Genomic DNA, 8,557 nt, shown 5'->3' with positions numbered 1-8,557 from the left:
TCCAAAACTTTTGTATGCGGCAACCCATGTCCTTAGTTGACTATCGCTTGCTATGCCATATTTTCGCGAAATGTAACTATAGCTTTCTCGATTCTTCAAGTATTCCAACACCAATTTTTTCTTAAATCTGTAGCCATATTTCGCCATAAAAAACTAACCCCCAATCGTTAGATTTTAGGTCTAACAATTGGGGGTCAGCTCATTCACAGCCTTCTTTTTTTATTCTCTTATAATCTTATAGTACTTCTTCTTGCCCTTGCGCAGGAGCAGGCTTTCTTTATCGTTGAACAAGGCATCGTCCACTACCGTATCCACATCAGTGATCTTCACATCATCGATGCTGAGGCCGTTCTGCTGCATCAGTCGGCGGCCTTCGCTCTTGGTCTTGATGACGCTGTTCTGTGCCAGCAGATCCAGCAGCTTGCAGCCCATGGCTTCCCCGCTCACGGTGATGGTGGGCACATTGTCCATGTTGGCACCGCCGCTGAACAGGGCTTCGGCTGCTTCCTTGGCCTTGTCAGCCGCTTCCTTGCCATGGACCAGCTTGGTCACTTCGTAGGCCAGTACCACTTTGGCTTCGTTGATGTCGGCACCCTTCAGCGCTCCCAGCCGCCGCACTTCGTCCATGGGCAGGAAGGTCAGCAGGGCCAGACATTTTTCCACGTCGGCGTCGTCCACATTCCGCCAGTACTGATAGAAATCGTAGGGAGAGAATTTCTCCGGATCCAGCCATACGGCACCGCCCACGGTCTTGCCCATCTTCTGGCCCTGGCTGTTGGTCAGCAGGGTATTGGTCATGCAGTAGGCCGGCTGACGATCCTTCCTGCGGATCAGTTCCACGCCGGCAATCATGTTGGACCACTGGTCGTCACCGCCCAGTTCCATGACACAGTTGTATTTCTTGTGCAGGGTGTAGAAGTCGTAGGCCTGCATGATCATGTAGTTCATTTCGAAAAAAGTCAGGCCGTTTTCACTGGCCAGACGGGTCTTGTAACAGTCGGCGGCAAGCATCCGGTTCACGGAAAAATGTACACCCACGCTGCGCAGCATATCTACATAATTGAGCTTCAGCAGCCAGTCAGCGTTGTTGGCCACAATAGCCCTGCCCTCGGACAGATCGATAAACCGGCTGATCTGTTTCTTGAAACATTCGATATTGTGGTTGATGAATTCGGGGGTCAGCATCTTCCGCATTTCGTTTTTGCCGCTGGGATCCCCTACCATCCCGGTGCCGCCGCCCAGCAGGATAATGGGGCGATGGCCGGCCCGCTGCATATGGGCCATGACCATCAGGGCGATGAAGTGGCCTACATGGAGGCTGTCCGCAGTGGGATCAAAGCCGATATAGAACGTGATTTTCTCCTTTCCCAAAAGTTCCCGGATCTCGTCGGGATGGGACATTTGTTTCAAATATCCACGTTCTTCCAGTACATCTAATACGTTCATGAACATCCTCCTAGTTTTATTGGTCAGTGAGTAACGATTATTTTTTTGCCGGTAATTCTGACGTGCAGTGCGGACAGCGGGTAGCTTCCGGATCCACCGGCTGCCTGCAGTACGGACACAGGGTAGGTTCCGCCTTCGGTTCTTCCTTCTTGAACTTGTTCAGCACCGAAATCAGACAGAAAATCACAAAGGCCATGATGATGAAATCGATTACATTGGTGATAAAGCTGCCATAGGCGATCACCGGCAGGTTGGCAGCCTTGGCTTCGGCCAGGGTATCCACTTTCCTGCTGCTCAGATTGATGAACAGGTCAGTGAAATCCACACCGCCGATCAAAATCCCCAGTGGCGGCATGATAATGTCATTCACCGCCGAGGACACGATCTTGCCGAACGCACCCCCAATGATAACGCCGACAGCCATATCCACCACATTGCCCCGCAGGGCAAAGGCCTTGAATTCCGTTAAAAATTTCCCCATCTTTTTTGTTTCCTTTCCTTATGCGTTTTTCTTCCGCTTACTCATAATGGACATACAGGACCCGAACAGGATCAGGCAGATACCCACGATCATATTGACGGTAATGGGTTCATCGATCACCAGCCAGGCCATGAAAGCGGTCAGGATCGGTTTGATGTAAAATGCCAAGCTGGCCGTAGCCGGGTCAGTATATTCCATGGCCAGGAAATAGCTGGCATAGCCCAGTCCCGTAACCCCCACAGCGATATAGGCCAGAGCCGGAATATGAGCCACAGTCAGGCCGCTCAGGATGGGAATGTCGGTGAACACCTTCAGCCCCAGATCCAGCATCAGGGCCCGTACCGGCGCCAGGGTGGAAAGGCCGATCAATACCAGCATTTCCAGAGACCCGCACAGGAAGCTCAGACTGGTCATGGCGATGCCGCCGTAGCGCTGGGCGTGCTTCCGGCCGGCGATGCCGTACAGGGCAAAAGTCATGGCCGACAGCAGGATCAGGATGATGCTCAGCTGGCTGCCCGTCATATTCGCCGGATTCACGATGCACACGATGCCGGCGAAACTAGCAATCAGCGAGAAAATAGTCAATCTGTCGATGGGTTCACCCAGCAGGAAGTAGGCAAACAGCACCACGAACACCGGATTGCAGCTGAAGATGACCCCGTTCACCGAAGCCTTGCCGTATACAATGGCCATCTGGTACAAAATCATGCTGACCACAACGCCCAAAAAGCCGGAGAACAGGAAGAACTTCGCATCCTGTCTGTTCAGCGTTACACTTTTCTTTTTCAGAGAGCTCATGGCCATGGGCAGCAGCACCAGACCCCCGATGAGGAAACGGAGAAAGGTAATCTGGATGGGATGGAAGAGGTTCCCGAAGAACTTCAGCGCAGTCTCCATGGTCCCAAACAGAAACGCTGTCACCAATACAAAAATATACCCCTTATTCACAACCGTAAACTCCCCTCTATTATTTTTCTCCCAGGATCCGGACTTCCGGTTCCAGCCAGACACCGCTCATGGCATGGACCCTGTTTTTCACGTCATCCATCAGCTGCAGGATCTCGCTGGCCGTGGCATGGCCCCGGTTCACAACGAACCCTGTATGTTTTTCCGATACCTGGGCATCGCCCACCCGGTAGCCGCGAAGGCCAGCCTGGTCGATCAGTGCCGCGGCAAAATATCCTGGCGGTCTTTTGAACGTGCTTCCCGCACTGGGGAAATTCAGCGGTTGTTTGCTGATGCGTTTCTGTGTCAATTCATGGATCCGTTCGTGGATGGCAGCCGGGTCGTCAGGTGTCAGTTCCAGGGTTGCGGAAAGGATAATATCCCCTGTTTCCATCACCACGGAATGACGGTACCGGAAGTCCATCTGCTTCCGGTTCAGGATCCTGATCCGTCCCCCGGGATCCATCACCGTCACAGTACGGACCAGATTGCCGATTTCACCTCCGTAGGCGCCGGCATTCATCAAAATAGCACCGCCCAGGCTGCCCGGGATGCCGGAAGCAAATTCCAGCCCCGTAAGGCCTGCATCGGCCGCCGCTGCAGCAAGCCGGGAAAGCAGGACACCGGCTTCCACCTGGATCCGGTTCCCTTCGATGAAAAGGCCCTTCAGAGCGTTTCCCAATTTCAGTACCACGCCCCGGATACCCTTATCCAGCACCAGCACATTGGAGCCGTTGCCCAGAATGGTGCAGGGCACCTGTTCAGCCTGGATGGCCGCAAACAGGGTACGCACTTCGTCCTGGCTGCCGGGTGAAACCAGGATGTCCGCCGGGCCGCCCACCCGGAATGTGGTATATTGCGCCATGGGTGCGTTGATCTGAAACTGGCCGGGGAAGGCCTTCTCCAGAAAGGAAAGAAACCCCGACATACCCATCAGTCCAGGATTTCTTTGATGGTGTCACCCAGTGTCTTGGACAGGTCGGTGATCATCATCTGGAAGCGGATATAGGCCTGCAGGTAGTTGCTGGCCACAGGGTTCAGCTGCAGCACGTTGTACAGATCCTGCATTTTCTTGACTTTCGCATCATCAGGTTTCTGGCCCTGGTATTGGGCGATTTCGATTTCCTGTTTCTGTTTCAGAAAATCCTTGACCATATCATCGGCGCTTTTGTCAGCAGCCAGTTTCGGTTTGGCTTCCGCCAGCATTTTATATTCATGGGTTTCCTTGATTCCCTGACAGAGCTTGTTCATTTCATCATAGACGTTCATGATGGATTCCTCCTTTTGTGTTATCTAAATAATCATACCATATTTTTGAAGAAGTGGGTAGAGGGCGGGTATCCATGGTATGTGTCAGCAAGTTCTCGGTAAGACCTTCATCAGGGCTGCTGCCTGGGCCGTAAGTTACTTTCACATGTCCCCAGTTTTCCAACCCTTCCCGGAGCGGCATGCGAGAGTAGGTCAATCTAAAGGCACAAAATCCCTGACACCCCCGGTTCCGGCAATCTGTCCCCCGTTTTCCCCACTTGTTTTTTTATAATAAAGGCAAAGGAAAGCAGGGAGGAAAAACAATGAAAAAACTTTTTGTGACTGTCACTGGCTGCAACCATTATATGGGACTTGAAGTATTCCATAAGAAAATGGAACTGGTACTGAAAAAAGAACCGGACAACGAATATGATCATGAAGCCATCCGGGTGGAAATCCCAGGAGTAGGAAAAGTTGGCTATGTAGCCAACAACCCTCACACGGTACTGGGAGAATCCTGCAGTGCCGGCCGGCTCTACGATAAAATTGGACATAAGGCCAAAGCAAAAGTGTACCTGATCACAGATCGGGGCGTCATTGTAAAAGTAAAACAATAAGAAATCAAGGAGTCCCCGTCATCTCTCATGTGCTGGTATCCTTCGGATACCCTGCGGTTGTCAGCAAAGTACAGACCCCAACCATGGACTCGTGCTCCTTCACCTTCGCCCATGTGGTCTAAAGAGAAGGAATCGAAATCATTAGGAGAGTCGTGCCAGGCGGTTTGATAATACGACACGTTGTCTTTTTTGCCGCCGATATTCACAACTTCTCTTATATTGCCCTTTTCGTCAACGGTAATAATTGCATCGTATCCCGCTTTTTTAATTGCAGAAGTGAGGGCTTTTTTCTTTTTACAGCCAAACCGATTGCTTAAATCCGTTTTCCAACCGCCATGCCCGGTGGTTTTGAAATCTACAACCAGTGGATTGCTAAACGAAATAGTCCCGTATTCAAACCCCGGTATCGGATATTTTGCGTTTGTCGTATCTTCTCCCATGTATTCACCAGTAGGCTCAATGCTTTGAGCAAACTCATCTCCAGGAATTTTTGGTGCTTTTTCTGTGTTATGAAAATAGTCTAGTGTAATTGCTTTTCCCGTTTTGGGGGCATCACCACGAGCTTGATAAAACGTGTTTGTAGCTTTAGAATTTTTTGTTTTTTCTTTCTTGACTATGCCAAACTTTTTCTGTATACTGGCGATAGAAGAAGAATGACTACCGTTGGACACTGCGCCTTTTGGTGAAAGCACGGCGGAGCGCTCTTCTTCTATTTTTTTATCGGCGTTTTCCTTGTTTTTGAACGTGTATGCCGTATTGAACTATACCGTTCCATTATTTGCAAATTCGAGAACAACAACATAAGTATGAAGCTTCCCGTCAACTCTAGCCAACACTGCTCTTCCACCATATTGCCCTACATATTCACCTTTTTCCCAACCGGAAAGAGCTGAATTGTTTAGCTTTTTAATATTTGTTTGAATGTCGTCAAAGTCCTCTTTTGTAAGGGCGTGTTCAGTTTGGGCGTGAACAACTCTTTCTTCACTGAATGTTATTCCACTTGCTGTTGTTAATTTGATTTTGTTTTCCGGCTTACCGCCATTCTTTCGTTTATTTTGTCTATCAAGGCGGAAACACTGTTTATTCCGATGCTTCTGACATCAAACATAGCTTGTTCTAGCCTGTTGCCACGCGTTCCGTCTGGCGGTGCAATGTGCGACGCGTTTGTTGTATATTCGTGTGCACTCGCATCAATGTCCAGCATCCTGGCCACATCTTCTGCTGTGGTTTTCTTCCCCTGTGCCGTCATTTCCCGGGCAAGACTTTCGCATTCCCGGGCAAAGATTACGGCGCCTTGACGGGCCTGTTGTTTCACCTTTGCATTCGGGGAGCTGGAAAGGAGATTGTTTACGGACTGGTACACCCTGTACCCTTCCAGGGTCAGGCCTGCTAGTGGTTCGATCTGACATCGGTTGTCCGACAACCAACGATGGTACGCATCAATTCGTAGCGGCTTACCAAGACCGGCGCAGCCGTGTCGCCCGGTAAGCCTATCTCTTGCCTCATGGATGACAAACCTGGCAGGGCGCATACCCCTCGCTGATGGCCTCGTCCCGATCTTCGATCTCCACGAAATTTCCCCGGTGCCTGATGGTCCGACAATCTTCATTGTGGAATTTCATGGTCCGCGGATTGCCCAGGTAGGCCATTGTCGGTGCAGCCAGGCACAGGGTGGACAACAATGTTAAAAGAATGACCAATGTTTTTTTCATAAGACTCCCCTCCTCGTATCTCAATGATTGTGGGACATGTATACCCTTCCGTTCTCTCAATGGGTCAAAATGAACCCAGCCTTGACAGTGTTCATTCAGCATATAGATTTCCTCCGCTTCCAGATTTCAATCCACGCACCCACAAGGGGTGCGACACACGTAGCACTGGAGAAAGCCAAAGGCAACTCGCAATTTCAATCCACGCACCCACAAGGGGTGCGACACTGTCAAAGTGGCCGCACTGAATTTCTCCAGTACAGTCTCCTTGTTTGCGCGAACCGTCTTTTTTGCATCAGTTCAAGCGGCTTTTCACCACATTAGATTCGAATGTTTGCTTCCACTTCACGCTTATAAAATCATCGGTGCCGCAGGGTCATACGTTTTCTTCGCTCCCACATGGATGATTTTACTTTGATACTTGTTTCCCAAATTATAGAACCGCAGGCTGTCTTTATTCAAGTCAATAATGGATTCCAATTCGCCACGCATACTGCAAAATGAGCTTCATCCAGAGAATATAGTACGAAAGGATTCTTGTATACATCCACGGTACCCCGGGGATCATCCCCGCATACGCGGGGTACACCGGGGTTTCATGCTCTATTGTCAGATTTTATTAGGATCATCCCCGCATACGCGGGGTACACGAGGCCGGACCGTAACGACGCGGGCCAATAAAAGGATCATCCCCGCATACGCGGGGTACACCCGCTGCTTTAACCTGGCTGGGGACGCCCCACGGGATCATCCCCGCATACGCGGGGTACACAATTCCTCGTTGATTTTCGCTAACTCGTTTGAGGGATCATCCCCGCATACGCGGGGTACACTTTTGTTTTCCACCCCCTCGCAAGCACGAATCAGGATCATCCCCGCATACGCGGGGTACACCTGCTTATGAAGAAGGGGCAGATATTGAAGATAGGATCATCCCCGCATACGCGGGGTACACGACAGCACCAGCCCTGCCACCCTTTTCGGGGGCGGATCATCCCCGCATACGCGGGGTACACTAATAGCTATGAATCCTCCTAGGATGTACTATGGGATCATCCCCGCATACGCGGGGTACACGCCTCGGGCGTGCCTGCCTGGGCAGTCACCACGGGATCATCCCCGCATACGCGGGGTACACTGTATGTGCGGTTCCAACGGACGCCGCCGACTGGGATCATCCCCGCATACGCGGGGTACACGAAATTGTTTAACACGGTGGGGCGTGACACGAAGGATCATCCCCGCATACGCGGGGTACACATAGTTCCTCCTAGATCTTTGAGGTCTTGATGAGGATCATCCCCGCATACGCGGGGTACACACTTCGTTGTCCTCCATCATGACCATGATCTTGGGATCATCCCCGCATACGCGGGGTACACGGCACCAAGCTGGAGCCGCTGATCGCCAAGAAAGGATCATCCCCGCATACGCGGGGTACACATAGCACGGATAAGCCGCCCTGACCGATGTATAGGATCATCCCCGCATACGCGGGGTACACTTGTCGCCGTCCCAGTCAGATGCTCTAAAGGCGGGATCATCCCCGCATACGCGGGGTACACGTTTTTATTGTAAAAAATAAAATTTGTTGTCAAGGATCATCCCCGCATACGCGGGGTACACTCAGTCCCCATTTTCTTCCCCCTTTCTAAACTGGGATCATCCCCGCATACGCGGGGTACACCTAACTCAGTTGCCGACCGATTCGAAGCATTCAGGATCATCCCCGCATACGCGGGGTACACCGGAAACCCGCCTTTGTTGCGTTTTGGCAACGGGGATCATCCCCGCATACGCGGGGTACACCTTAATCCGGCCACGCAAAACGCTGTAATCGTAGGATCATCCCCGCATACGCGGGGTACACCGCATGATAGTGACGGCCCGGACGTTGTACCCAGGATCATCCCCGCATACGCGGGGTACACACTGGTTTTACACGAAGGAACGGGCTGTAAAGGGGATCATCCCCGCATACGCGGGGTACACCAGGGCGCCACCGCGTTTATGGACGTTATTTAGGGATCATCCCCGCATACGCGGGGTACACCAGTCGATCAGAGCTCCCAGTTTGGCCATGACGGGATCATCCCCGCATACGCGGGGTA

Annotated in this window: 10 protein-coding genes and 1 CRISPR repeat array; of the genes, 1 reads left to right on the top strand and 9 read right to left on the bottom strand. The window is 51.5% G+C overall.

Going from position 1 to position 8,557, the window contains the following annotated elements; translation table 11 throughout:
- From ACR0QW_RS10095 to ACR0QW_RS10070, 6 genes are all read right to left on the bottom strand, one after another.
- On the bottom strand, nt 1–147 hold a 147-nt coding region (locus ACR0QW_RS10095; protein WP_432643370.1), incomplete at its 3' end, for a transposase.
- Nucleotides 148–219: 72 nt separating this feature from the next.
- Complete coding sequence (gene tyrS / locus ACR0QW_RS10090; protein ID WP_432643526.1) at nt 220–1,446, bottom strand: tyrosine--tRNA ligase; 1,227 nt, start codon at nt 1,444–1,446, stop codon at nt 220–222.
- Between the two features lie 37 nt (nt 1,447–1,483).
- Nucleotides 1,484–1,927, bottom strand: coding sequence for a large-conductance mechanosensitive channel protein MscL (gene mscL, locus ACR0QW_RS10085; RefSeq protein WP_432643525.1), 444 nt, complete (start codon nt 1,925–1,927; stop codon nt 1,484–1,486).
- An 18-nt stretch (nt 1,928–1,945) separates the two neighbouring features.
- Nucleotides 1,946–2,875 (bottom strand): DMT family transporter, encoded by a 930-nt coding sequence (locus ACR0QW_RS10080; RefSeq protein ID WP_432643524.1) that lies wholly within the window; start codon nt 2,873–2,875, stop codon nt 1,946–1,948.
- Nucleotides 2,876–2,894: 19 nt separating this feature from the next.
- On the bottom strand, nt 2,895–3,800 hold the full coding sequence (murB, locus tag ACR0QW_RS10075; protein ID WP_432643523.1) for a UDP-N-acetylmuramate dehydrogenase: 906 nt from the start codon (nt 3,798–3,800) through the stop codon (nt 2,895–2,897).
- A 5-nt stretch (nt 3,801–3,805) separates the two neighbouring features.
- On the bottom strand, nt 3,806–4,141 hold the full coding sequence (locus ACR0QW_RS10070; RefSeq protein ID WP_432643522.1) for a YlbF family regulator: 336 nt from the start codon (nt 4,139–4,141) through the stop codon (nt 3,806–3,808).
- A gap of 302 nt (nt 4,142–4,443) precedes the next feature.
- Here ACR0QW_RS10070 and ACR0QW_RS10065 point away from each other — a divergent pair, with 302 nt between their 5' ends.
- Entirely contained in the window at nt 4,444–4,737 is a 294-nt protein-coding gene (locus ACR0QW_RS10065; protein ID WP_432643521.1) for an HIRAN domain-containing protein, read from the top strand.
- Here ACR0QW_RS10065 and ACR0QW_RS10060 read toward each other — a convergent pair.
- The 3 genes from ACR0QW_RS10060 to ACR0QW_RS10050 form a co-directional block, all read right to left on the bottom strand.
- Nucleotides 4,656–5,429: a hypothetical protein gene (locus tag ACR0QW_RS10060; RefSeq protein WP_432643520.1), complete on the bottom strand. Its 774-nt coding sequence runs from the start codon at nt 5,427–5,429 to the stop codon at nt 4,656–4,658. The two genes, ACR0QW_RS10065 and ACR0QW_RS10060, sit on opposite strands and share 82 nt — an antisense overlap.
- Before the next feature lie 317 nt (nt 5,430–5,746).
- The gene (locus ACR0QW_RS10055; RefSeq protein WP_432643519.1) at nt 5,747–6,100 is read right to left on the bottom strand and encodes a hypothetical protein; all 354 of its coding nucleotides are present in this window, start codon (nt 6,098–6,100) and stop codon (nt 5,747–5,749) included.
- A gap of 139 nt (nt 6,101–6,239) precedes the next feature.
- Nucleotides 6,240–6,449, bottom strand: a complete 210-nt coding sequence (locus ACR0QW_RS10050) for a nuclease (RefSeq protein ID WP_432643518.1) — start codon at nt 6,447–6,449, stop codon at nt 6,240–6,242.
- Nucleotides 6,450–7,007: 558 nt separating this feature from the next.
- A CRISPR array of direct repeats spans nt 7,008–8,499; the repeat unit is 28 nt; unit sequence GGATCATCCCCGCATACGCGGGGTACAC.
- Nucleotides 8,500–8,557 lie beyond the last annotated feature (58 nt).

This window comes from Acidaminococcus sp. (genome assembly GCF_050873445.1).
Taxonomy (GTDB): Bacteria; Bacillota; Negativicutes; order Acidaminococcales; family Acidaminococcaceae; genus Acidaminococcus.
Note: the sequence above shows the minus strand (reverse complement) of the source record. Positions and strands in the feature narration are given on the sequence as shown.